The organism is Komagataeibacter ossonobensis, assembly GCF_057359305.1.
Genome location: NZ_JBXAYQ010000031.1, coordinates 17,469 through 40,807, shown reverse-complemented (window position 1 = coordinate 40,807; position 23,339 = coordinate 17,469). Strand labels below are relative to the sequence as shown.

Here is a 23,339-nt window from a genome sequence, read left to right as displayed (position 1 = left end):
AGGCGCTCCGCGGCGTGATCTGCCTGCCCGCTCTGGTAACTGGCAGAATGTTCACAAAACCTCAGCTGCTGGAGCGAAAGCGACGTGACCAAACAGATTTTCCGCCATCTGGCCGCTGATCACGACAATGAATATATGGATGATTGACAGCACAATCGTCCACGCACATTAGCATAGCGCGGGAGTTCGTAGAAAAGGCTGCGGATCAGGCCATCGTACGGTCCCTTAACGGACGGGCCTTGGGAATCTCCACGATCGTCGATGCTCCAGAAAAGACGATCGCCCTGTTACTGACACCTGGTCAGAAAGCGAACATTGCAGAAAGAGAACCCTTGCTGGATGACGCGGATCCTCTCATCACATCACCCATCCCTTCAAGGAAAAACCGCTGCAACACACGAAGAGTCTGCTGTCTGCATACAAAAAAGAGAAACGAAATCGAACGCTTCTTCGCCAGATTGCAGCAGAACAGAGCATCGCAACATGCTCAGATCAACTTTCCGCAATCCTTTTCAACTCGCCGCAGCTCTCATTGGGTTTACCTGACGACGCACCTCATGCGCCAGCGAGTGGCAGGAACCGCGCTGGGTCATAAGGTAGACTTGTGGCACGGAGCAATCTCTGGCGGTTGGAGATTGCCCCCCATGTCATGCACTGTGCCCGGCGCGTCCGCCTCATCATCACGTTGGCCAACCCATGGCAGTACGAATTCGGATTCGCTCATGCATGCTCACGAGTGCAACTCGCCATAAAGCGACCGTCGCGAGAGTATGCCCTGGATTCTGATTGCCGTCACACGACAACAGACCCGTTCCCGCCATCATTAGATGGCAGTGCCCGCTCAGTCGGAGCCATGTCATTGCATAAGAGCCTGTTTGGAAAATCACGGATGTGCGTTTCTGCGCATAAAATTGGCTCCCATGGCGACGAGAATCGTGCCCTTTGACACGTCGATGCGACGTTCGTAATCCCGAACCAGGCGCCGCCATCTGATCATCCAGCCGAAGGTTCGCTTCACGACCCATCGGCGCGGCAGCACCTCAAAACTTTTCGCGCCCTCGCGGCCGCGGATGAGTTCAAGGACAAAGTCGAGATACACCGCCTGGTCCATGAGCCTGAGCCGATCGTAGGCGCCATCGGCGAACAGGTGCTTCACCCAAGGCGGCGTTTGCGGACGGCAGCAAGGATCATCTGCGCACCTGCACTGTTCGAGATGTCGGCAGAGGTAAGATTGATCATCACCAGGCATCCATCCGTATCGACGGCAATGTGGCGCCTGCGGCTGACGATCTTCATACCGGCGTCGTCGCCTCTTGTTTGCGCGTGAGACGCCTTGATGCTCCGGCTGTCGGTCACTGCTGCCATAAGGCTGGCATCGCGGCCTGCCTGAGCCCGATCCATCATCAGTTCTACGTCATGGATGGTCTGGAACAGGACGCGTCGGGCCACTTCACCGAACCAGCCGTCAACAGTCCGGCAGTGCCCGAAGTGGATCGGCAGCATCCGCCAGCCACAGCCCGAACCCACCAGATAGCGCACCGCGTTGATAACCTCGCAGAACTCAATTTCGTGCGGCTTTCCCCGACGTCCGGGGCGTGGCATCAAAGGCGCGTTCCGCTCCCATTCCTCGTCCGTCATGTCAGACGGATAACGTCTTGTCTTTCATCTGATCCTGGCCACCCGGCCCCTGTGCTCGGGCGTCCACATTCTGAGCTTTAGGGCCTGTTAGGCCTTGATATAGTCTGCTGTAGCCGCGATGAGGATGACAGAGAGAAAGGACGCGGCTTTCTTTTCGTATCGGGTCGCGACAGCCCGCCACTCCTTGAGCCTTGCCCACAGGTTTTCGACCAGATGCCGGTGTCTGTAAGCCCATTTGGGACAGGCGACTTCTGGATCATTCCTCCGTGGCGGGATGACAGGACGAGATCCACGGTTCCAAAGATCTTCACGGAATTTATTTGAAGCATACCCACGATCGCAAACGACATGGATTGGCGGGTGTGGCAGAGCGTCAAGCAGGGCGTAGGCACACGGCAGTTCGTGCGCCTGTCCGGGTGACAGCGTGAAGGACAGTGCCCTGCCATAACTGTCCGCAGCTACACAGACCTTGGTGCCAAATCCTCCACGTGAGCGGCCAATAGCCTCACGATCCTTTCGGCGTTCTCTGTGCCCCCTTTTTTAGCCGCTCCGGCTGCCTTGTGATGGACACGGATCGTCGTGCCATCGAGAAAGACCATGCCGAGGGCCTGATCCCTGTCTTTGACCTTTTCAAAGAGGTGCTCCCACACCCCAAGCTTCGACCAGCGAATGAACAACTGTGCGGCAATCCACCAGGGACCAAACTCAGATGGCAGGGCGCGCCACTTCGCGCCGTTTTGATGGCGCCAGAAAATCGCGGATATCGTCCGTCGAAGATTCTTCGGCGGGGTCTTGCCCTTCGGGCGGACCTCCTCGATCAAAGGCTCCCAGACGGACCATGCGGTATCGGAAAAAACAGACTGCATCATGCTCATCATAAACAGCTATGCAGTCCGTTCTGTCATTCAAGGTCTAACAGGCCCTAATCACATCAGACCGATTTTTCAAACAGGCTCTAAGAAATGCGGGTTAAAGAACACTCACCTTTCGCCACAGATCTACATTTCCATCGCGAGCATGATGATCAATTTTGTTCAGCTCATCAGACGTAAAGCTGGTATTTTTCAATGCATCAAGCGAATTATCCAACTGTTGAACATTACGGGCACCGATCAATGCCGAAGTAATGCCGGGAACACGTAACACCCAGGCAATGGCCATCTGCGCAAGCGTCTGCCCGCGCGCCACCGCAATATCGTTTAATGCCCGAACATGACGGAGATTCTCACCATTCAGCATTGTGTTGGCAAAAGAAGTGCCAGCTGCTGCGCGAGACGCGCTTGGTACACCATCAAGATACTTGCTGGTCAGCAAACCCTGCGCCAAGGGAGAGAACGCTATACAGCCCACACCCAGTTCCTCAAGTGTTTTAAGAAGTGAAACTTCTATCCACCGATTGAGCAGGGAATATGAAGGCTGATGGATCAGGAGCGGTATACCTTCTGCTTTCAGCAATTCGGCTGCCTGGCGCGTGCGCTCCGGACTGTAAGAGGAAATGCCAATATAAAGGGCTTTCCCCTGCCGGACCAGTTGGGCCAAAGCACCGACCGTCTCTTCCAATGGAACATCTGGTGTAGGGCGGTGGGAATAGAAGATATCGACATAATCCACGCCCATGCGGCGCAAACTCTGCTCTGCCGACGCCAGGACATGTTTGCGTGACCCGCCAGAACCATATGGGCCGGGCCACATATCCCATCCTGCCTTGGATGAAATAATGAGTTCATCGCGGTGATGCGCAAAATCTTTTTTTAGAACTGTGCCAAAATTTTCTTCTGCCGACCCATAGGGCGGCCCGTAGTTATTGGCCAGATCGAAATGCGTTACGCCACGATCAAATGCGCGCCGGATGACCGCACGCCCGGTTTCAAACACATCCGTACCGCCAAAATTATGCCATAACCCAAGCGAAACTGGTGGCAACCACAGGCCAGAATTACCACAGCGGCGAAAGTCCATTCCATTATAACGTTGCTCTGCAGGGAACCAGGTCATATTCTCTCCGTGGCAAAAACGAGAAGGTACAGACTGTATGATATACAATCACAAAATAAATATTAATTGAAACCAATGTCAATACCAGCAAATACACTCAGTCCGTCGCCGGGCAACATGGCGGCCACTTCTTTACCTGCGGCCTTGTAGGATGGGATGACTGCAGTCGCGTAATGCTTATTGGCAAGGTTATGCAGATCAACATATATCATGCGGTGTTTTCCCGGCCACTGATAACCCATCTGGAAATTGTAGATATGATAGGGCGCGGCCCGATACGTATTATCGTATGATGCTTCAACGGAAGAAGAGACCTGTGCATCAGCAGCAATATAGAACCCGTTTTTCATATCCAGGTGCAATTGCCCCTGATAGAAATGGGAAGGAATGCCGGGCAGTTTGTTATGGCCGAATGTCGGGTCATGATTGAAGTGAAAGTCCTGATAAGTATAGGCCTGCCGTAAGGAAACAACGCCGCCAGCCCACTGATAGAGTACGGAATGTGTCGAGAACTCAACGCCCTGATGCGTGGTTGGCGATGCATTCGCATTCAACACTTCATTGTACAGTTGTGATTCTGGCGTCATCACTGACAGCAGCTCGTTCCGTATCGCGCTATGATAATAGGTAAGGCTCCAGTCCGTGCCACGCCAGTTACCCTCAGTGCCCACTTCAAATGTGGTCGAGGTGGAAGGCTTGATATTAGTTCCACCTGCATTCTGTCCTGTTGCCAGGCCGGAAGTATAGAGTGGCCCCGTGAGGTAGCGCCATATTGTCTGTGGTTCCTCACCTCTTGTTACGTTGCCATAAAACTGGATGTGAGGATTGACAACATATCGAAAACCCGCCCGGGGCTGAAAATAGAGGGATTGGGTGTGGAGATCAGAATACGTTGGATAGGTTACAGCGATCTGTCGCGGCGCATAGGTAAGCGCACCTGCCGTTGTCAGCCAGAAGTTATGGAAAATTTCGTAATTATTACTTATATGAAAAGTCGTGGTGCTCCCACCAAAAGTATCATGTGAGATAAGCTGGCCTACATGCGCACCATAGCTTGCATAATGCGCAAGATCCTTGACTTTCTGCGTTTCCCACAGGCTAAGGATCGCTGTGGTGTAAACCCCTACATGCGTATCACTTTTACGGCCGAACAACGTATCAGACCGGGTATAGTCCAGCATGCCGGATGCGTTCTGGATACCATACTGAAGGCGCGTAAACTGCAGGCGATGATCCATCGGGGTATTCTGGTAATCAAATCCAAGCGTGAATTTTGAACCATCGTTAAAACGGATATTCGTCTTGTCGCCTACAAAATAGCTGCCCGGTTCAAGCGTGTGCGTGCCGTAACCATTCGTGCTGGTGTTGCCATAACCTTTCTGGGCCTGCGTGGGGTCCTGCGCAATCTGGCTGCGGGTGAGATAGCCCGGATACCCTTCATCCGTCTGCCGATAGCGAACGAACAGGCGCGTATCCACGTGATCGTTGAATTTGTAACCAAAATTGAAATTGACGCCAAAGCTGGATGTTTTTGTGTTTTGCTGGTACCCCCCACGATAGGCATTAGTCACGCTGAGATAATAATCAGCCTTGCCATAGACTCCACCTGAACTGAGCTGTTCCTTGACGTAACCAAAACTGCCGGCCTCTACGCGCGCGTGATAGCGATCTGCATCATAACCGGTCTTGGAGACATAATTGATGGCTCCGCCAAGCAGCGTACCGCCCATGTCAATTGCGTTGCCGCCACGCAATACTTCGGTATACTGCACGCCCAGCGGCTCCTGCAGTTCATTAACGGCACCGGCCGTTGTGGTCAGAGGCAGGCCATCAAAGAAGAAATTGATTCCATACCGTGTAGCAGACAGGCCATCCTGCACGCCGGAACCGCGTACCGAAATGCGTAGGTCATCACCGCCGCACACAGCCTGGGCAAACAGGCCGGGCTGAAATTTGAAGATATCCGCATTCGTCGCGTTACTGCGCTTTGCCGTGTCTTTCGAGTCAATAATACTGGTGCCACCCGGTATTTTCTTCAGATTGTTCCATGCGGCTTCCACCTTGCCTGAACGATGATGATGCACCATGATCTTTTCGCTGGATACGGCAGTCATTCCCGCCTGAGCTTCATGCTCATGCTCATGCTCATGCTCATGCTCATGCTCATGCTCATGCTCATGCTCATGTGCCATGTGACCGATATGGTTCCTGTCAGTTCCGGTCTTTTCTGCGGGGGGATTATGTACAGGTTCATCCGCCCACGCCTTTCCATGGATCAGCGTTGAGCATGACAAAATAACCATGAAAGAAAAATGCGAAAAAGCAGGCACAGTAGCGCGCAGGGGGCGAGAATACATAAGAAATCCTTAATGGCTAATGCCGGGCAAATAGCCATGAACAGAAATGGCTTTTATACTGTAGGCAGGCCAAGGTTGGTACGCAGATACGGACTGGCATAATCTTTTTTGAACAGGCCACGGCGCTGCAGTTCAGGCACAACCAGATCGACAAAGTCCTCCATGCCGGTCGGCGCGGATGTAAACATGATATTAAAACCGTCCACCGCCCCAGCCTCGAACCAGTCCTGTATATGATCGGCAATATCGGTCGCACTCCCCACAATCAGGCGATGACCGCCTGCAATAAAGAACCGCAGGATGTCATCCGTCGTGGCCTGTCGTTCCCTGATCCATCTCGCAATCAGGCTCTGCCGGCTTTTGTGTGAATTGGTCTGCGCCAGATTGTCCGGCAGGGTAACAGGCTTGCCCTTGGGCCAGTTTGCCAGGTCAATGCCAAGGCTGGCGTAGTTGGCCAGGCCATTCAGTGTTGCGCCATGATCGAGATAGGAAAGGTAGCGCTCGAATTTTCTTTGCGCATCTTCACGCGTTTTACCAACAATCGGCGCCAGCCCTGGCAATACACGCAGATTGGCGACCCCGCGACCGTATTTCTGCGCGCGCTCGATCAGTTCATTACGGAACGCCAAAGCGTGTTCACGGTCATATTCCGCTGTATAGATCACTTCCCCGATGCGGGCGGCCAGTTCCTTGCCATCATCGGATGAACCGGCCTGGGCAATGACCGGCTGGCCAGCCTGCGCGATACGGGGGGGGGCATTGAGCGGCCCCTGCACGGCATAGAATTCACCCTTATGATTGAGCGGATGGACCTTGGCAGGATCAAGCCACTGCCCGGTTACCTTATTGCGTACTATCGCATCAGGCTCGACACTATGCCACAGTCCCGTCACGACATCATAAAACTCATGTGCGCGCCTGTAACGTTCGGCATGACCGACATGCTCGGGCAGGTTGAAGTTTTCGCCTCCCCCCGTTGCCGTAACAACATTCCAGCCTGCCCGGCCGTTACTCAGGTGATCAAGCGATAGAACTTTGCGGGCAATATTATAAGGCTCGTTAAATGTGGTACTAGCGGTACCGATCAGGCCAATCCGTTTTGTTACAACCGCGAGTGCAGCCAGAAGCGTGAACGTATCCCATCGCGGAAAGCCGGGGCGATACGCCAGCACTTCCGGGTTGGGTACTGGCAATACATTATCATAGAGAAAGATACTGTCGAATTTGCCACGCTCGAGAATATGGACATACTGACTGTATCGTTCAAAATTGATATCAGCATCTACATCTGCCTCAGGCAGGCGCCAGGCATCCCCATTTGTACCGCCACCACCGAGATACGCGCCCAATACCAGATGCTCACGCGGGCGACCGATACGAGATGTCATTTAGTGGTTCCTAGGTAAATAATTAATCTTATTTCACGATATACATACTGCTCTTTATTGACGATAAAATAATACAAAAGTGCATAGTTAATTTATTTAATGAATTAAATATTGTGTATAAACCGCATTTCACGGTTCACTTCAGATCGTAAACACTCGGTTATACGTGACATGACTGATTTTTATGAACAGACAGCAGACCGACCATGCCAGCATGACAGGATTTTCCAGTTTCTAGGGAGCCCTCCATGTCGATCTTCGATACATCGTTTCCCCGGCGCCGGTTTTCTCTGGCCGCGACCACTATGCTGGGGCTTGCCCTGACCGGACAGCGGAGCCGTGCCGCTGATCTTTCCGCGGTAACGCTCCATGTCGCCAGCTTCCGTGGCATGGACTCGACATTGCTTCCCGCTCTCGGGCTCAGTGATTTCCCCTATCAGGTAGCATTCAGCGAGTTCAATTCGGGCAATCTCATCGCGCAGGCCATCAATGCTAACGCAGTGGATCTGGGGGGATGGAGTGAAATTCCGCTCGTATTCATCGCGGCATCCAGCGCCCGCGTTTCGGTCGTCGCTACAATGGATGGCCCCACGACCGATCAGGCGCTGCTGGTGCCAACATTTTCTGAAATGCAGTCGGTAAAAGATCTATACGGAAAACGCGTCGGATATATCCGCTCAACAACCGCGCATTACTTCCTGATCCGACTCCTTGAACAATCCGGCATGCGTTTTTCTGACATCACACCGGTGGCACTGAACATGAGCCAGGGGCTGACGGCCATGCGCGCGGGCAGCCTCGATGCCTGGGCAACCTATGGCTACGCCATTCAGATGCTGCAGGCCGATCATTCGGCTCGCATTCTTGCAAGCGCCGCAGATATTCTCTCCGGCCATTACTTCATCGGAGCGAACCCGTTGCGACTTGGCGATGATGCCTTCCGCCATGCTGCTGCAGATTATATTCATCGCCTTGGCAAGGCCTATTCCATTCTTGCCGCCGACAAGCCGCGCTGGGCGAAAATCATTTCACCGGTCATTCAGGTACCAGAACAGGAGGTCCTGAATTATCTTGCGAACCAGAACCGGCCCTATCATCCGCGTGCATGGGTAGACAGTGACATCAAAGGCGCTGAATCCGTCGCGCAGGTCTTTAAAAAAGCGGGCCTGATTCCACACGATACGAATATAGGAAAGGTGTTTTCCGATGCCCTGAGTCCGCTGCTGCCGGCATAGGGCCACGGACCGCGTTCAGTCATCATGAACCCCGAGTGCTTCCAGAAGTACGGAGCGCAGGTGGGCAAAACGGGAATCCGCATGATGACGCGGCCGATCAAGCGCGATGGCGATATCCGTGCGGATGCGCCCGGCATCCAGCACCACTGCGCGATCTGCCAGAAGAAGCGCCTCATCAACATCATGCGTCACCAGCAACACCGCGCAGCCATGCCGTGTCCATAGCCCCGCCACCAGTTGCTGCATTTTCAGGCGCGTGAGAGCATCCAGCGCCGCGAAAGGCTCATCCAGCATCATAAATTCAGGCTCCCGCACAAGTGCGCGTGCAAGTGCCGCGCGCTGCGCCTCGCCACCGGACAGTGTCATTGGCCAGGCGTCGGTCCGGTGAGATAACCCGACTTCCTCCAGAACTGCCTCTGCCCGGCGGCGCCCCTCATCGCCGCCAGCCTGGCCCAAGATTATGTTTTTCCAGACCCGCTTCCACGGCAGCAGCCGACTTTCCTGAAATACGACCGCCACATCTTCCGGGCAGGACACATGGCCCTCGTTCACCGGGTCAAGCCCGGACAACGTGCGCAGCAGTGTCGATTTTCCGGAACCGCTGCGGCCAAGAAGCGCAACGAACTCTCCCGGTGCGATCTTCAGGTCGAGACGGTCCAGTACCGGCGCTCCCCCGCCAAAACGGCGCGTCAGGTCCTGCACGCATACGGCAGCCCCTTCCGGGGGCTGAAGCCGCGTCTGGAGAGCGGGCTGTGCGAACGGGCTCATGCCGAGCGTCCTTTACCGCGCTGCAGCGGACGCCACACCAGAAAACGATGCTCCAGGGTGCGGACAAGCTGATCGGAACCCAGACCCAGCAGCCCATAGACAAACAGCCCGACGAGAATGATGTCGGTCCGCAGGAAATCCTGTGCATCCATCATCATATGTCCGATCCCGCTATCCGCATTGATCTGCTCCGCCACCACCAGCATCAGCCACGAAATACCGACAGCGAACCGCACGCCGATCAGCAGATCGGGCAACGCGCCTGGCAGTATGACATCGCGTATCGTCTGGCCACGCGAAAGCCCGAGTGTCCGCGCCATCTCCAGCAGCTTCGGATCGATCGACCGAATGCCTTTATGCAGATTGAGATAAATCGGGAACGTCGAACCCAGAGCGACCAGCAGGATCTTCGGTGTCTCCCCGATCCCGAACCAGAGAATGAACAGCGGCACCAGCGCCAGCACTGGCAGCGTGCGCATGATCTGCAGCGGCGCATCCACAATGTCCTCGCCGATACGGGACAGTCCCGCAATCAGCGCCAGGCTCACCCCGGTAACAAGCGCGATGGCCAGTCCCGACACAGCCCGCATGAGAGAGACACCAAGATTGGATGGCAGCGTGCCATCATGCGCCAGCGACCAGCCCGTTGCGATGATCTGCCCCGGAGACGCCACCAGCCGTGTCGAGAGGAGCCCCGTTGAACAGCCCACCTGCCAGAAAATCACCAGCAGCACCGGCGACAGGAAACGGGAAAAATGGCGCCAGCCGGGCATCTGCGCCATCTGCCACGATCGGGAGGATGACGACGGGCGAGCGGCACGGGCGGGTGTGCGGAGAATGGTCTCGGACATGAGGACTCCGTGGGTTATTATTCTCCCACCCGTTCTCCCATATTTCACGATTATCCGTCTGGTGATTTATATTCATGCCACAGTTTTGTGTGATTTAATTGTATCATTGGGAACGCAATGCTGGTTTAGGAGCAGGTCTTCCACCTTGAAAGCTGCCTGCCGCATGCATCATCTCCGGTCCCAGCGCCCCGCCTACTCCCTGTTGCTCCTGTTTGCCGCCCTGCTTCATCCCCTGCCCGGCCTTGCCGCCGCCGTGCCGGATGAACTGGTTGTGGCCGACCAGAAAGGACAGCAGCGGGCCGTCATGGAAGCCGCGGGCGTGGAGCAGGATCTTCCCTTCAGGATCCGCTGGGTCGAGTTCGAGGCCGCGTCTCCCCTTCTCCAGGCCCTTGGGGCGGGCGCAGTTGACACCGGCATTGCCGGCGACGGCCCTTTCTTCTTCGCATGGGGTGTCGGCATCCCGGTTAAAGCCGCGTATCTGATCCCGCCGCGTGGTGGCGGCCATACCACCGCCATCGTCGTCGCACCCGGATCGGCCATTACGTCACCTGCGCAGCTTTCGGGCAAACGGATCGCCACCGGGCGTGGTTCGATTGGTCACCTGCTCCTGCTCCGACTGATCGCGACCGGCGCCATTCCCTCACCGGCCCCGCAGATCATTTTCCTGCAACCGGCCCAGGCAAAAGCGGCGCTGGATACAGGCCGCGTCGACGCCTGGTCCACCTGGGAACCCTACGTTGCGCTGGAAACGGTCGGACACAACGGCCATATCGTTGCCGACGCAGCCAACCTGACACCGAATAACAGTTTCTTCGTCGCGACCACGACTGCGCTGGCCGAAAAACGTCAACTGTTGGCTACGTTTTACCAGCGGGTCGCCCTGGCCTACGCATGGGGGCAGGCGCATCAGGCGCAATATGCCCATATCCTCGCGCAGCAGACCGGCCTGCCTGAGGATGTTGCGGTCTCTGTCGCCCGGCAACTGATCGCCGCGCCAGTTCCGATCAGTGATGCCGTGGAACAGGCGGAACATATCACACTCGACACCTACCGCAGCGCGGGACTTATCAATCCCTCCGCGCCTCTGTCCGAGGCATTTGACAAAGACATCCTGAAACCATGAGCACGGATCAGATACTGACCATCGACGCCGATATCCTCATTATCGGCGGCGGTCTGGCCGGATGCTGGGCGGCACTGACCGCGGCCCGCTCCGGCATGCGTGTTGTCCTCGCAGAAAAAGGCTACTGCGGCACATCCGGCGTCGCCGCGACCGCCGGGCCCGGTCACTGGTGGGTGCCACCGGAACCGGGCGCGCGGGAAGAGGCGGTGGCAAAACGCCTGCGCGCCGCTCAGGGGCTTGGCAACGCGGCATGGATGCTGCGGATCATCGAACGCACTTTTGAAACATTGCCTTCCATTGCCACGCATTATCGCCATGAACCGGACGGAAATGGCAATATCCGTCCCTATGCCCTGCGCGGCCCGGAATATCTTCGCGCCCTGCGACAGAAAGTACTGGCCGCAGGCGTCCATATTCTCGATCATGCCCCCGCCACGCATCTGATGCGGGATGCGGACGGCGTCATCAATGGTGCCCGTGGCGTGCTGCGTCAGGGCACGGACACGACGTGGCTCATCCGGGCTGGCGCCACCGTGCTCGCGACCGGCGGATGCGCGTTTGGCTCGAGCCTGCTGGGTGCTGCCAACAACACCGGCGATGGTCTTCTCATGGCTGCCGAGGTCGGCGCGGAACTCTCCGGCATGGAATTCTCGGCGTTTTTCACCATCGCCCCTGCCCGTACGACAATGGCGCGTACCATGATCTATTCTTTTGCCCGCTATTACGATTCAGACGGCAGACTGCTGGTGCGCCAGACCGGGCCGCATGACAATGCCTTTCTTGCGCTCGCTTTGTCTCAAGGTCCGGTATTCTGCGACCTTTCCGCCGTGCCGGAGGATATTCGTCGCCAACTTCCGCAAATTTCACCAAACGTGACCATAACCTTCCGACGCCTCGGCATCGATCCGTTCAAGCAACGTTTTCCGATCACCCTTCTCGGAGAGGGCACCGTGCGCGGTATCGGTGGTATCCGGGTTACAGGGCTGGACAGTGGCTGCGGCGTACCAGGCCTATTCGTGGCTGGCGACGTAGCGTCACGTGAGCAGGTTACCGGTCCCATCTCCGGTGGTGGCGCAGTCAACTCCGCCTGGGCGTTGGCGTCTGGCTGCATCGCGGCGGAAAGCGCCATTACTTTCCTAAAAACATCACGCGGTGAGAGAGTATCCGTCCAGAACACGCGGAACCAAGAAAACGGTATCCGCATGGCAGATGCGGCGGTGCAGCGGGAGACGGAGCGGACAATCACCGCTGAAATGCTGGCGCCTGAAAAACAGTATTTCCGTTCAGCCCGGACACTCCAGACAGCGATCGAACGCCTGGCCAACTGTCACCACGCGCTTAACGGACTGTACGGCGGAAAAACGCCCCGTGCCCGGCAACGATTTCGCGAACTGCAGGCCATGCTCGCCACCGCCCGCTGGTGTTCTGCCAGCGCCCTCGCCCGCGAAAGCAGCCTTGGCCTGCACCAGCGGATCGACTCTTCCTCCGGCAACACGCGGCCTTTCCTTGTTCGCAGCAGCGGTCTGGACATTATCAGAACACGATGCGATCCGGTGGAGATACCCGCATGATCAGTCTTATTTTCGAAGATCGCTGCACGGCATGCAACGAATGCGTCATCGTCTGTCCGCGCGATGTTTTTGATCCCTGTCCTGGCAACTCACCAGAAATCGCCCGACCCGACGACTGCCAGACTTGCTTTCTGTGCGAATTATACTGTCAGGCGGACGCCATTTATGTCGCACCCGAGAGCGACAGCCGCCTTGCCGGAACCGATCTGGCCGTGGCTTTTTCCGGTGAACTGCGACGGGAGTCAGGTTGGGACGAATGGGCGGATGATCCTGCGCGAAGGAATCAGCACTGGCGCATGGAAGATGTTTTCAAACGTGCACGGGGCCAATGATAGGTTTCCGTGCATCCTGCTATCAGAGAAGGACCGGTAATGGACGGCTTGCAGACAGGTAACATTAGAACAGATGTACCGGATGAACTGATTGCCCGTTTCGCGACGCGCGCCAGCGAGTATGATCTTTCTGCTGAAATCGCCATCAATAACCTTGATGATCTGCGGAAAGAAGGCCTTCTTTCCCTTGCTCTGCCCCGTACGAAAGGTGGTGCCGATATCGACCTACGGCAAATCGTACAGATTGTCTCAAAAGTGGCCAAAGGCGATCCTTCAACAGCCCTGATCCTTGCCATGCAGTATCTTCAGTCCGGTGCGGTAGCAAAGTCGCCCGTATGGCCGGAGGATGTGAGAGACGAGGTCTTTTCTTCCATTGTCCGGGACGGGGCACTTATAAACGCCCTCCGCGTCGAACCGGATCTCGGCACGCCCGCCAGAGGCGGCATCCCCGCGACAAAGATAAGATACACGAACGGCACCTGGCGCCTGAATGGCCGTAAGATTTTCTCGACCGGGTCGTCCGCGCTGAAATGGGGTATCGTCTGGAGCGCCACGGACGAAGTTGAACCCCGCGTCGGTCAGGTTCTTGTCCCGCTTGATCTCCCCGGCGTCAGAATTTATAAAAGCTGGCACCAACTTGGAATGCGTGCAACCGGCAGCGATACGTTTGTGTTCGAGGACGTCCTCATTCCCGACCGCTATCTGGTCAATTTCAATCCGCACGGCAAGGGTAGCCCGGAACCCCCCGCCCTCGCCACATGGCACGCCGTCGTTGTTGCCGCACTCTATGATGCCGTCGCCCGCTCAGGCCGCGACTGGTTGATCGAATTTCTGAAAAATCGTGTTCCCTCTGCCATCGGACGCCCGCTGGCAACTCTTCCCCGCTTCCATACCGTTCTCGGCGAAATCGACGGTTTGCTCCTTACCAACGAAGCCCTGATCGAACACGGCTTGAGCCGAAACGAAGCCGGTCTCAGCGGCGGCCTAGAGGCGGGGCAGATCAAACGTCTCGTTACCGAAAACGCCATCACTGCCGTCTCTAGAGCCGTCGAAGTGACCGGAAACCCCGGACTGAGCCAGAACAACCCGCTGGAACGACATTACCGGAATGTCCTGTGCGGACGCATCCACACTCCCCAGGCCGATGTCGTGCTGGAAGCAACTGGACGTATCGCGCTCGGCAATCACGATCAGTCATGAACAGAAACAGAATAAGTGATGAGGATATTGAAGGCCTATTCCATGGCTGACCCGTGGATATCTACCCAATACCGAGTGGGTCCTGTCGCCCTGGGCACGTGGATTATGCCATGTGGATAATCGATGGATCATCAGCAAGATCATCTCTATCATGCATCATGAACGGCAGCCGAAGAATGTGCCCAGAGGGTTTGTGCCTTATCAGGCACCCCATAAGCGGTTCATTCGCTGGAGCGGGTAGCATATTCGGAAAGATTCACGCAATTTTGATGGCACAGGCGGTGCCCCCAATTCCCTCATGATCAAAAACACGCATCCCTGTTCCGTACAAAAGCAGTTCCCCGCCATGCTTCTGACAGAAGGACAAATAAGCGTCCATTTCCGGGAAGCTCTTCCGATAATGGCCGTTCCAGCCTGTACTTCCTCTACGCTCCGGAAAAAGACACTTACCTCACGACAGGCATTCGTATGAACAGCGACTTTGGAAAGCTCAAGGACTGGTGTCGTATCGCAATGCGTCATGATTGCCGTGCCCATGCGTTTTTTTCTGCTTTAACTGGAAAACAAAACCTGAAGCATAGATCGTTGATACAATTATCAACGCAATAAGACCTTCCAAACGTAGGTCTGGGTAAAATGGAATGGATATGAAGAGCGACGCCATAATAAGGATGCACAGGGACGCCAAAATCTGAGTCCCTCCCCACATGGGACTCATGCGCAGGCAGGCCAGGGCCGCCATGAAGTAGCAAAACAGGATCAGGTTTCCCGAAGCTCCGAGCAGAACCGTATAAACATGCGAGGGGGACCATGCAGCCGACAGGATAATCAGGATTTCCAGGGATGTGGTCAGGATAACGGCCATGACGGGCACGCCACCGGGCGTTGCGCGCGCCAGCAGGACCGGAGCGCAGCCAAGGCCTGCCAGTTCGCGCACTATGCGCGAGACGACATATTTCGATGAATTAAGGCAGGACATGACGGCCATCAGCGTCATGCCGATGGCAACGCCTTCGGCAAATGGAATGTCCAGATAACGCATGACCAGCAGGAAAGGCGAATGACCCGGCACGACCTCCGTCCACGGGCGCAGGCATACGATCATGAGAACGGACCCCAGATAGAACAGCAGCACGATAAAGGGCAGCCGTGTGATGGCGCGCCTGATGTTACGCGCCGGGTCCGCGCTGTCCACCGAGGCCACGAAGGCGATCTCGCAGCCGGTAAAGGTCTGCACGATCATGGGGATGACCGCCGGAACCGCCCATATGCCAAGTGGAAAAAAGCCGCCATGCCCAAGCAGGTTTTCACGTATCTGGCCGCCCGCGTGCGGCGTATGCGCCATCCACGCAACGCCCAGCACCATGAAAGCCGCCAGCGCCGCCAGCTTGAGAATGGACAGTACAGCCTCGCTCCGGCCATAGGCGCGCACCGGCAGCATGTTGAGCAGCAGGGCCACGACCACAAGCCCCATCGAACCCGACAAAGGATGAATGCCACACAGATCGCTTATTATCATTCCGCCGGCAACCGCCTGCGCGCCACCCGTCACCACCCATAAAAAGACATAGCTCCACCCGGTCACAAAACCGCTGCGCCGCCCAAGCGCCGCACCTATATGGGAAATGAAGGAGCCACGCGCATCATGCCGCAGGGTCAGGTCACCCAGCACCAGCATGACGCACCACACGATTGCTCCCGCCCCCAGATACGACAGCAGCACGGCAGGCCCGGAGGCTGCAATCGTGGCGGAAGTGCCGACGAACAGCCCGGCCCCGATGATCCCCCCCACGGAAATCATCGCGACATGCCAGCCCGCCAGCCTGCGCGCGCCCTGTACGGCAGGCGACCTGTCCGGTGTGAGTGTGGTCATGAAGCCGGGATTTCGGCTGGGCCGACCGGCCGGTCACCCATAATGGTTACCCGGTGCATCACGCGCCTGTGGGGACGATAATCATCAACGGCATAATGCTGTGTAATACGATTATCCCAAAACGCCACATCCCCTTCCCGCCACGACCAGCGCATATGAAATTCCGGCCGCGCCATGTGCCGGAAAAGAAATGCCAGCAGGGCCGCGCTTTCCTCGGGTTCCACATCGCAGATCTCCGATGTGAACCCTTCATTGACAAAGATGGCGCGCTGTCCCGTTTCAGGATGCACGCGGATGACGGGATGCTCTACCGGCGGGTGGCTGTTGCGGATCTCCATCCAGTGGGCACGCTCGCCTTGCGTCCGTCCAAAACGCGACAGTGGAAAGGAGCGGGTGAAATCATGCAGGGCGGTCAGACCGTCAAGATGCTGCTTCATAGGGGCGGAAAGGGCCTCATAGGCCGCCGTGGCGCTGGCCCACAGCGTATCTCCGCCGCCTACCCGTGGCAGTTCCCGCGCCACCAGAACAGCCCCCAGCGGCGGTGTCGGGGAAAAGGTGACATCCGTATGCCACAGCGCATTATCCCTCAGGTCGTTCCGCGCTGTATCGAGCACGATCGCCTGAGGCACCCCCGGCACGGCGGGAAAGACCGGATGGATATGCAGCGCGCCGAACCGGCCAGCAAAATCACGATGCTGATGTGGGGTCAGCACCTGTTCACGCATGAAAAGCACCTGATGGCGTAGCAGCAGTTCCCTGATATCCTGCATGGCGGGGGCGGAGATAGGTGCCGCAAGGTCAAGGCCATGCACCACTGCCCCTATATGGGGGGAAAGGCGTTCCACCATCCAGTCCTGCCGACTGTGGCGATAGGATCTTAAATCACTATCATAAATCGTTGTAGCACCCGACCATGAAGGGAATGACGAAGATGGTAATTTTTCCAATATGTTGTCGGAAGATGGCAGGGACATGACTCTGGGCTCCTTCGGCTATCCGCGCATCGTCGTTCGTGCATAATTACCATTTTTTATCGTAAGTCAAATATTGCACATATTTTTTGAATAATTGTTTTATCGTTATATAACAATGCATTGGTTATGAAATTCACATTTCGTTCCTCGAAAATCGCACGGATAAATTTTTCTAACACGACTCCGTATGTTGAAATTAATTTATGTCGGATATAGACGTAGTTTTAGCAGTTGATTGGTAAATAACTATTTTTATTAGTTGATTATGCATGTCTCAGCCCTGACCAAGAGCGACCTGATGAAACCGACCTATTCTCTTTTCTGGCTGGGGCTGGCAGCCCTGCCGTTCATTGCCATATCGCCGGCGGGAGCCACCCCTCTCTCTCCCGATCAAAAAAAACAGCCCGAACATCCGGCGCGCGGACATGCGGCACGCGCCAACCCGGTCGAGGCGCTGGAAGTGCGTAGCCATCACCTGCTGCGCGGCCCGCAGGTCACGCTTTCCCGCAAGGTCATGGAACAGCAGGTGCCTGGCACCAACCCTTTGAAGGTCCTGGCCCAGCTTCCCGGCGTGCAGTTCCAGTCCGATGACCCGCAGGGGCTCGATACCTATTCAACCCAGCTTTACATGCATGGTTTTGTTCAAAACGAGATCGGCATGACGCTTGATGGCATACCGCTGGGCGAACCGACATTCCGTAACTATAATGGCCTCAACCCCCTGCAGGCCATCTCGGCTGAAAATGTCGAGCGTCTCGATGTCACCCAGAGCGCAGGCGCGGAAGCGACGGCCAGCACCAACAACCTTGGTGGCACCATCAATTATGTCTCGGCCACCCCGCGTGACCAGACCGGCGGCCAGATCAACCAGACCTTTGGCAGCAATGCCCTGTTCCATTCCTTCTTCCGGTTTGATTCAGGCAGGCTGAACCGCACAGGCACCAAATTCTTCGTATCCTACATGCGCAATGATACTGATAAATGGAAAGGCGGCGGCGACCAGTTCATGCAACAGGTCAACGCCAAGCTGGTCCAGCCTATCGGCACGCAGAGCGAAATCAGCGCCTTTTTTGACTGGGACCAGCTCCAGATGGTCAATTACCAGGACTACACGCCCAACTGGCTACAGAATAACGGCTATGGTCTGGATAATTTTTACGGCCTGCCCAATGCCTGGAACAACGCCTATGCGGCATCGGAGGGGCAATACCCCGCCTCCTATGGTAATGTGCACGATGCGAAGGATGCCTCCTATTATGAAAGCACGGCCACATCGGGCGATTACTTTGGCGGCATAACCGCCGACCTTGCCCTGACCAACCGGCTACGGTGGAAGACAACGCTGTACGGGCATGAGGAAACCGGCCATGGCACCTATGCCAGCCCCTATGCTTGCACGGATGCGACCGCCAGTCCCTGCCCCGTGGCGGATGACACGATCCGCCTGAATGGCGGGCGCATATTCGAACAGGTGCGCAAGCCCTTCGTGGAGCGCTTTGGCGGGGTATCGTCATTCAGCTACAATATAGGGCATCATGCGCTGTCGGCAGGCGTATGGTACGAGAACAATCATTATTCCACCTACGCCTATGCCTACCAGGAGCCCCTGCCCGGCGAGGGCGCGCCACTCGATCCGTTTGGCAGCTTCAGTGGTGTGCCGCACCGTACGTTGTGGGGGCAGGAATACAATACCAACACTTTTACCGCCTTTGTACAAGATACATGGCACCCAGTGCACGCGCTCGCGCTGCATTTCGGGTTCAAATCCATCCTCAGCACGACCCGTGTGGGCGATGCGCAAAACTGGTCACTACGTTTTCCCACCCTGACCACCAATGCCAGCCTGACCACGGCCAAGGCTTTCCTGCCCCATATCAGTGCGGACTGGACCCTGGGCAGGCACCATCAGGTCTTTGTGGACATATCGGAGAACGCGCATACCTACCCGCAATCGGGCTATAATTCGAGCAATGCGCCGATGGCGGTCTCGCAGGCGGCCTATGACTCCGTAAGGAATACCCTGCGCCCCGAGACAGCTTGGACCTATGCCATGGGCTATCGCTATACTGGTCGACTTGTACAGGGCAGCCTTTACCTGTACCGAACCAATTTCAACAACCGCCTGCAACAGATCCTGGCCAATACCGGCGCGGGTGCGATCCTGTCCAACACCACAGCAACGGTACAGAACGTGGGTGGCGTCACCATGAATGGCGTAGATGCCGGTCTTACACTTACGCCGGTGCGGGGCCTAGCCCTGTTCAACAGTGTCAGCTATAACCATTCGGTCTATGACCAAAACATCAGTAGCGGCGGTGTAACCTACCATACCCGCAACCATCAGGTCGTGGCCTACCCCAAGTTCATGTACAAATCACGCCTGTCCTATGACTGGCATGATTTCCAGGCGTTTATCGATGCGCAGTATTACAGCAGCCGCAGTTTTGATTATGTAGGTGACTACAAAATTTCCCCTTACTGGATGAGCGACCTTGGCATGTCCTACACCTTCCACAATGTGGGCCTGGCCCGTAAAGGCTATTCCGTGCACCGGATCGTACTGGCCTTCAACATCTACAACCTAGCCAATACCCACTATGTCTCCACCATGGGGCAGAACGGCTTTACCATGGACAATACAGATGGAAATGCATTCAATAACCAGTCCATCCTGCTCGGTGCGCCACGCCAGTTTTTTGGCTCCGTCAAGGCCGAGTTCTAGAGCCTGTTAGGCCTTGAATGACAGAACGGACTGCATAGCTGTTTATGATGAGCATGATGCAGTCTGTCTTTTCTGATCAGGCCAAGTCTATATGGGAGCCGCTGATCGAAGAAGTCCGCCCCAAGGGCAAGATCCCACCGAAGAATCTTCGGCGGACGATATCCGCGATTTTCTGGCGTCATCAGAATGGCGCGAAATGGCGCGCCCTGCCATCTGAGTTTGGTCCCTGGTGGATTGCCGCACAACTGTTCATTCGCTGGTCGAAGTTCGGTATATGGCAGCGCCTCTTTGAAAAGGTCACAGACAGGGATCAGGCTCTCGGCATGGTCTTTCTCGATGGCACGACGATCCGTGCCCATCACAAGGCAGCCGGGGCAGCTAAAAAAGGGGCACAGAAAAGGCCGAAAGGATTGTGAAGCTCTTGGCCGCTCACGTGGAGGATTTGGCACCAGGGTCCGCGTAGCCGCGAACGGCCATGGCAGGGCAATGTCATTCACGCTTTCGCCCGGACAGGCGCACGAATTACCGCATGCCTACGCCCTGCTTGATGATCTGCCATACCCACCGATCTATGTCGTCTGCAATCGCTAACATCATGCCATGGGAAACACGACCGTATCGATCGATGCATCTCCCTGCCGCACCAGTTCCAGCCCAGCCACAAATGTCGCAGCTACAGCCGCTCGACGATCAATAGTCCTGTCCGGCCCGCTTAAATCCATCGGGGGCATGCACTCTTCCCATATATTGCGGAAGGTCCCGTTTGCTATTTTTTCGCGGACAAGAGCCAGCGCATCTGTCACACGCCAATATGCAGGCACATTGATCCGATAAACAGGAATAGAAGTCTCAACTCGCGAAAGTTCCTGCTCAAGCACATTCAGGCAGGCTTCCATCAGACTGAAATACGTCCCCTGCCGTACAGAAACGCTGCCATCCGCATCTGTCCCGCCCCGCGTAAAAACCGACACGCCAAGCTGCGGTCGCGCCTCCAGCCAGTCCGCTGCCGCGCGCATCTGCAACAACCCCTCGATCTGGTCCGCCGTCCGGCGTGCCTCGCTCTCGGCAACCTGCTTTTCCGCCTGCGTGGCAAACAGCAGCCGCGAGCGCAGGAATACCAGCCGGGCGATCCAGATCACCCAGTCCGCGCGCTGCATGAGTGGCGTGGTCTGGGCCAGCCGCTCCGCCTCATCCACAAACTGGGCCGCTAGGTCCGCAATGGACAAGATGCCCAGATCCAGGCGCTGCCGTTCCGCCAGATCCAGCAGCAGGTCCAGCGGCCCGTGAAACCCCTCGACATGGAATTCCGGCACCGCTGGACGCGGCAACCGACGCGGCGGATCACCCCAGTCTTCGTCCTCGTCAGGCGGCATTGGTGGCCTTCCCGGCATCAGTGCGCGCGTACTGCGGCTGGATGTCGAAAACCAGCTCTGGCCAGTCCGTCCGCACCCGGTCCAGCGCCTGCCACGGTGTCCATTCCGCCGACCAGAAGCTGTAGACCAGCCGGGCACTGCGGCGGGCGCGCTGATCGCGCACGGCTTCGACCTCCACCCGGCGCAGCGGTAGCAGCGTGCCCCAATGCGCCTGCAGCCATGCCGCCGCCGCGCGGGAGTCCGACCCGGCTTCCAGAATGGGACCGGGAACTGGCACCAGCCGATGTAGGTCAAACGCGCATGACGGCGTGCCCGCCGCCTGATGCTGCAGGGCGATCCGATGCAGGCGTTCGGATGCCTGGCGCAGCAGCCGGGCCAGCGTCACCGCCTGTGTCCCCTTCCCCGCCATCGGTGCCAGCAGGCGGGCCTGTTCGTAGTCAAAATCCACCTGCCAGGGAATGATCCCCGGCCCATGGGCCGCCGCCCGGAACCGGGCCACCACGTCCACCGGACCGCTCACCGTCAGCGTTGTCCGAACCCAGTCCGGGGCGGGCGTTGTCGTGCGTCGACGCGCCGCCGTCCCAACTGGGGACTCTGGCGGGGACCCCGATTTTGTTCGCCGCGCGCGGTGGGCTGGGTGGTCTGGACGTCTCAGTGCCCGGTCCAGCACGAACCGGAACCCCGGCACCGAAAGCGGATCCCCGACGGTGCCGTGCGCATCGATCCCCCGGAATGCCGCTCCCCAACGCAGTTGCGCGGCATCGCGCCAGGCCGCCCAGGACCTCACCGGACAGACGGCCGGATCCCGGCGCCGCCGCAGGCGACGCAACTGGTGACGCCCGGACCGGGGCCGCAGCAGGGCGACGGTCATTCCGTCTATCGTGTCGGTGATGTCTTCCACCGTCAGCCGCGCCAATGCTTCAGCGCCGATGTCCAGCGCGACCGTCAGCAGCAGCAAAGCCCGGTCGCGCAGACCGGGCAGGTCGGGCCCGCAACGTCGCGCGGCGGCCAGCAGCGAAGCTGCATCGACCCCGGCCCCGGTCCGGCGCACCCGCGTAGCGGGCAGGGCAACATCAAGCCCCTCGCCATTGGCGGCACACCACGCCGTCAGCGCCGCGCGATCCACCACCAGGCTCTGCCGCGGCCGTCCCGCCTTCGCCCGGGCCTCCAGCCACGCTGCCACCGCCACAGGGCCGACCGGAAAGCCGCTATCGGCTGGTTGGGTCCTGACAAAGGCGCGCCAGGAGGCCGCATAGGCCCGTGCCGTGGCCGGCGACAGGCCGGTCGGGGGCCGCGCCGCCTGCAGCGGTCGACCGATCTCAGCCATTCTGATCAGATCCGCGGTTTTCCGGCCCGCACGCCCTACGGGCCGATCCCGAACGGGCTTTCGAAGAAGGCAGTTCGTCCACCCTCAGCGGGCAACCGCGCCACCTGACCCTGACAACATTAAGGCGTTTGTGCTTCATATAATACGTCGTATCATGTTAACATATTTTGGAGAACGAAAAAGCGCCCGGTTTGTCCTGAAAGGCCCGGTTTTCCCGACTTTCTTCCCCCTCCCCTCCCCGCCGGGCAAACTCCGACCGATCAAAAGTTTACTTCCGATAAGTTATCTTGTCGGAAGTAGGACAAATCTGGAAATTCCTGCTAATTTTATCGAATGGCCCTTAATAAGGAGAATGTCAGGTTTTCCGCGATCCTCTCCGATTCAGGTTCCCCTTAATCAGGAGAAAAATGATCCTTATTAATGCGAAAAAGTACCCTTAATTCGGTTACGCATCATCAGTGCTTCCAGGCAGCAGCCTCCCCCAGCCCGCTATGCTTGGATGACGCCACTGCAAAAAACTCTCTGGACTGAAAACCTCGCGTTGCTTTCCTCTCCCCACGGGGCGCCGTCGACTTGTCCCGCCAAGCCCCCTGTCCATCCCGGACAGGGCTG

The 23,339-nt window shown here is 57.2% G+C and carries 16 protein-coding genes and 2 pseudogenes; 7 read left to right on the top strand and 11 right to left on the bottom strand.

Annotated elements, in window-relative coordinates:
- Positions 1-883: 883 nt before the first annotated feature.
- The 5 genes and pseudogenes from AC1RQ9_RS14445 to AC1RQ9_RS14425 all read right to left on the bottom strand — a co-directional run bounded on the left by AC1RQ9_RS14445 (position 884) and on the right by AC1RQ9_RS14425 (position 7,378).
- A pseudogene (locus AC1RQ9_RS14445) lies at positions 884-1,707 on the bottom strand (IS5 family transposase).
- A gap of 18 nt (positions 1,708-1,725) precedes the next feature.
- Positions 1,726-2,504, bottom strand: a protein-coding gene (locus tag AC1RQ9_RS14440; protein WP_217420356.1) for an IS5 family transposase whose coding sequence is annotated in 2 segments (ribosomal slippage) — positions 1,726-2,165 and positions 2,165-2,504 — 780 coding nt in all. Because the reading frame shifts where the segments join, the coding sequence is not laid out codon by codon here.
- Between the two features lie 103 nt (positions 2,505-2,607).
- A complete protein-coding gene (mgrA, locus tag AC1RQ9_RS14435) occupies positions 2,608-3,633 on the bottom strand; it encodes an L-glyceraldehyde 3-phosphate reductase (protein ID WP_182355893.1) in 1,026 nt (341 codons plus the stop codon).
- Positions 3,634-3,695: 62 nt separating this feature from the next.
- Positions 3,696-5,990 carry a TonB-dependent receptor family protein gene (locus AC1RQ9_RS14430; RefSeq protein WP_485987483.1) on the bottom strand — a complete coding sequence of 765 codons (2,295 nt, stop codon included), beginning with the start codon at positions 5,988-5,990 and terminating at the stop codon, positions 3,696-3,698.
- Positions 5,991-6,043: 53 nt separating this feature from the next.
- Positions 6,044-7,378 carry an NtaA/DmoA family FMN-dependent monooxygenase gene (locus tag AC1RQ9_RS14425; protein ID WP_217420352.1) on the bottom strand — a complete coding sequence of 445 codons (1,335 nt, stop codon included), beginning with the start codon at positions 7,376-7,378 and terminating at the stop codon, positions 6,044-6,046.
- Positions 7,379-7,626: 248 nt separating this feature from the next.
- Here AC1RQ9_RS14425 and AC1RQ9_RS14420 point away from each other — a divergent pair, with 248 nt between their 5' ends.
- A complete protein-coding gene (locus tag AC1RQ9_RS14420; protein ID WP_217420351.1) occupies positions 7,627-8,613 on the top strand; it encodes an ABC transporter substrate-binding protein in 987 nt (328 codons plus the stop codon).
- Between the two features lie 15 nt (positions 8,614-8,628).
- Here the strand turns inward: AC1RQ9_RS14420 and AC1RQ9_RS14415 are convergent, their stop codons facing one another.
- Together AC1RQ9_RS14415 and AC1RQ9_RS14410 are read right to left on the bottom strand one after the other, a co-directional pair.
- Complete coding sequence (locus tag AC1RQ9_RS14415) at positions 8,629-9,381, bottom strand: ABC transporter ATP-binding protein (RefSeq protein ID WP_182355896.1); 753 nt, start codon at positions 9,379-9,381, stop codon at positions 8,629-8,631.
- On the bottom strand, positions 9,378-10,154 hold the full coding sequence (locus AC1RQ9_RS14410; protein ID WP_182355913.1) for an ABC transporter permease: 777 nt from the start codon (positions 10,152-10,154) through the stop codon (positions 9,378-9,380). Before AC1RQ9_RS14410 ends, AC1RQ9_RS14415 begins: the two co-directional genes overlap by 4 nt.
- A 241-nt stretch (positions 10,155-10,395) precedes the next feature.
- On the opposite strand from AC1RQ9_RS14410, the gene AC1RQ9_RS14405 reads away from it, so the two are divergent.
- The 4 genes from AC1RQ9_RS14405 to AC1RQ9_RS14390 are packed head-to-tail and all read left to right on the top strand — an operon-like array spanning position 10,396 to position 14,458.
- Entirely contained in the window at positions 10,396-11,355 is a 960-nt protein-coding gene (locus tag AC1RQ9_RS14405) for an ABC transporter substrate-binding protein (protein ID WP_217420350.1), read from the top strand.
- A complete protein-coding gene (locus AC1RQ9_RS14400; protein ID WP_217420349.1) occupies positions 11,352-12,926 on the top strand; it encodes an FAD-dependent oxidoreductase in 1,575 nt (524 codons plus the stop codon). Before AC1RQ9_RS14405 ends, AC1RQ9_RS14400 begins: the two co-directional genes overlap by 4 nt.
- Positions 12,923-13,258 carry a 4Fe-4S dicluster domain-containing protein gene (locus AC1RQ9_RS14395; protein ID WP_217420348.1) on the top strand — a complete coding sequence of 112 codons (336 nt, stop codon included), beginning with the start codon at positions 12,923-12,925 and terminating at the stop codon, positions 13,256-13,258. The genes AC1RQ9_RS14400 and AC1RQ9_RS14395 overlap by 4 nt, the downstream gene beginning before the upstream one ends.
- A gap of 39 nt (positions 13,259-13,297) precedes the next feature.
- Positions 13,298-14,458, top strand: coding sequence for an acyl-CoA dehydrogenase family protein (locus AC1RQ9_RS14390; protein WP_217420347.1), 1,161 nt, complete (start codon positions 13,298-13,300; stop codon positions 14,456-14,458).
- A gap of 490 nt (positions 14,459-14,948) precedes the next feature.
- Here AC1RQ9_RS14390 and AC1RQ9_RS14385 read toward each other — a convergent pair whose 3' ends face one another.
- Together AC1RQ9_RS14385 and tauD are read right to left on the bottom strand one after the other, a co-directional pair.
- Positions 14,949-16,331 (bottom strand): amino acid permease, encoded by a 1,383-nt coding sequence (locus AC1RQ9_RS14385; protein WP_254511915.1) that lies wholly within the window; start codon positions 16,329-16,331, stop codon positions 14,949-14,951.
- Positions 16,328-17,179 carry a taurine dioxygenase gene (gene tauD, locus AC1RQ9_RS14380; protein ID WP_217420346.1) on the bottom strand — a complete coding sequence of 284 codons (852 nt, stop codon included), beginning with the start codon at positions 17,177-17,179 and terminating at the stop codon, positions 16,328-16,330. The genes AC1RQ9_RS14385 and tauD overlap by 4 nt, the downstream gene beginning before the upstream one ends.
- A 424-nt stretch (positions 17,180-17,603) precedes the next feature.
- Between tauD and AC1RQ9_RS14375 the strand changes: the two genes are divergently transcribed.
- Together AC1RQ9_RS14375 and AC1RQ9_RS14370 are read left to right on the top strand one after the other, a co-directional pair.
- On the top strand, positions 17,604-20,027 hold the full coding sequence (locus AC1RQ9_RS14375; protein ID WP_217420345.1) for a TonB-dependent receptor: 2,424 nt from the start codon (positions 17,604-17,606) through the stop codon (positions 20,025-20,027).
- A 56-nt stretch (positions 20,028-20,083) separates the two neighbouring features.
- Positions 20,084-20,615 (top strand): annotated as a pseudogene (locus tag AC1RQ9_RS14370) (IS5 family transposase); the annotation flags it as partial.
- Positions 20,616-20,620: 5 nt separating this feature from the next.
- Here the strand turns inward: AC1RQ9_RS14370 and AC1RQ9_RS14365 are convergent.
- The gene (locus AC1RQ9_RS14365; protein WP_485987481.1) at positions 20,621-21,400 is read right to left on the bottom strand and encodes a segregation and condensation protein A; all 780 of its coding nucleotides are present in this window, start codon (positions 21,398-21,400) and stop codon (positions 20,621-20,623) included.
- Positions 21,390-22,727, bottom strand: coding sequence for a site-specific integrase (locus AC1RQ9_RS14360; RefSeq protein WP_217420568.1), 1,338 nt, complete (start codon positions 22,725-22,727; stop codon positions 21,390-21,392). Before AC1RQ9_RS14360 ends, AC1RQ9_RS14365 begins: the two co-directional genes overlap by 11 nt.
- Positions 22,728-23,339 lie beyond the last annotated feature (612 nt).

Excerpts from the sequence above, each read along its gene's own strand:
- mgrA (WP_182355893.1), bottom strand. The coding sequence starts at position 3,633 with ATGACCTGGTTCCCTGCAGAGCAACGTTATAATGGAATGGACTTTCGC.
- AC1RQ9_RS14430 (WP_485987483.1), bottom strand. The coding sequence starts at position 5,990 with ATGTATTCTCGCCCCCTGCGCGCTACTGTGCCTGCTTTTTCGCATTTT.
- AC1RQ9_RS14425 (WP_217420352.1), bottom strand. The coding sequence starts at position 7,378 with ATGACATCTCGTATCGGTCGCCCGCGTGAGCATCTGGTATTGGGCGCG.
- AC1RQ9_RS14420 (WP_217420351.1), top strand. The coding sequence starts at position 7,627 with ATGTCGATCTTCGATACATCGTTTCCCCGGCGCCGGTTTTCTCTGGCC.
- AC1RQ9_RS14415 (WP_182355896.1), bottom strand. The coding sequence starts at position 9,381 with ATGAGCCCGTTCGCACAGCCCGCTCTCCAGACGCGGCTTCAGCCCCCG.
- AC1RQ9_RS14410 (WP_182355913.1), bottom strand. The coding sequence starts at position 10,154 with ATGCCCGGCTGGCGCCATTTTTCCCGTTTCCTGTCGCCGGTGCTGCTG.
- AC1RQ9_RS14405 (WP_217420350.1), top strand. The coding sequence starts at position 10,396 with ATGCATCATCTCCGGTCCCAGCGCCCCGCCTACTCCCTGTTGCTCCTG.
- AC1RQ9_RS14400 (WP_217420349.1), top strand. The coding sequence starts at position 11,352 with ATGAGCACGGATCAGATACTGACCATCGACGCCGATATCCTCATTATC.
- AC1RQ9_RS14395 (WP_217420348.1), top strand. The coding sequence starts at position 12,923 with ATGATCAGTCTTATTTTCGAAGATCGCTGCACGGCATGCAACGAATGC.
- AC1RQ9_RS14390 (WP_217420347.1), top strand. The coding sequence starts at position 13,298 with ATGGACGGCTTGCAGACAGGTAACATTAGAACAGATGTACCGGATGAA.
- AC1RQ9_RS14385 (WP_254511915.1), bottom strand. The coding sequence starts at position 16,331 with ATGACCACACTCACACCGGACAGGTCGCCTGCCGTACAGGGCGCGCGC.
- tauD (WP_217420346.1), bottom strand. The coding sequence starts at position 17,179 with ATGGTGGAACGCCTTTCCCCCCATATAGGGGCAGTGGTGCATGGCCTT.
- AC1RQ9_RS14375 (WP_217420345.1), top strand. The coding sequence starts at position 17,604 with ATGAAACCGACCTATTCTCTTTTCTGGCTGGGGCTGGCAGCCCTGCCG.
- AC1RQ9_RS14365 (WP_485987481.1), bottom strand. The coding sequence starts at position 21,400 with ATGCCGCCTGACGAGGACGAAGACTGGGGTGATCCGCCGCGTCGGTTG.
- AC1RQ9_RS14360 (WP_217420568.1), bottom strand. The coding sequence starts at position 22,727 with ATGGCTGAGATCGGTCGACCGCTGCAGGCGGCGCGGCCCCCGACCGGC.